This is a genomic window from Ruegeria profundi (assembly GCF_001507545.1).
Taxonomy (GTDB): Bacteria; Pseudomonadota; Alphaproteobacteria; order Rhodobacterales; family Rhodobacteraceae; genus Ruegeria; species Ruegeria profundi.
Genome location: NZ_LQBP01000032.1, coordinates 1 through 803, shown reverse-complemented (window position 1 = coordinate 803; position 803 = coordinate 1). Strand labels below are relative to the sequence as shown.

1 protein-coding gene is annotated in these 803 nt (G+C 58.9%); it reads right to left on the bottom strand.

Annotated features, from left to right (window positions below; genetic code table 11):
• Positions 1–803, bottom strand: an 803-nt coding sequence (locus AVO44_RS20525) for an elongation factor Tu (RefSeq protein ID WP_068341358.1), incomplete at both ends; no start/stop codon positions are given.

Sequence of the window (803 nt, the reverse complement as noted above, 5' to 3'; positions counted from 1 at the left end):
GCTTCACCGCGGTCCAGCAGCTTGCGGAACATCTCAACACCGGTGCAGGTGGTTTTCGAAGTGTCGCGGATGCCGACGATTTCGATCTCGTCGCCCACGTTGATCACGCCACGCTCAACACGGCCCGTCACAACGGTACCGCGGCCCGAGATCGAGAACACGTCTTCGATCGGCATCAGGAACGGCTGGTCAACAGCACGCTCAGGGGTGTCGATATACTCATCAACAGCCGCCATCAGTTCCTTGATCTTCTCTTCGCCGATTTCCGGGTTGTTGCCTTCCATCGCGGCCAGAGCCGACCCTGCGATGATCGGAATATCGTCGCCGGGGTAGTCGTAGCTGGACAGCAGTTCGCGCACTTCCATCTCAACCAGCTCCAGCAGCTCTTCGTCGTCAACCTGGTCAACTTTGTTCAGGAACACGACCATCTTCGGGATGCCAACCTGGCGGCCCAGCAGGATGTGCTCACGCGTTTGCGGCATCGGGCCGTCAGCGGCGTTCACAACCAGGATCGCGCCGTCCATCTGAGCGGCACCGGTGATCATGTTCTTGACGTAGTCGGCGTGGCCGGGGCAGTCAACGTGCGCATAGTGGCGGTTGTCGGTCTCGTATTCCACGTGGGCGGTCGAGATGGTGATGCCGCGCGCCTTTTCTTCCGGCGCACCGTCAATCTGGTCATACGCCTTGAAGTCGCCGAAATACTTGGTGATTGCTGCGGTCAGCGTCGTCTTACCATGGTCAACGTGGCCAATCGTGCCGATGTTGACGTGCGGTTTTGTACGCTCAAACTTTTCCTTTGCCAT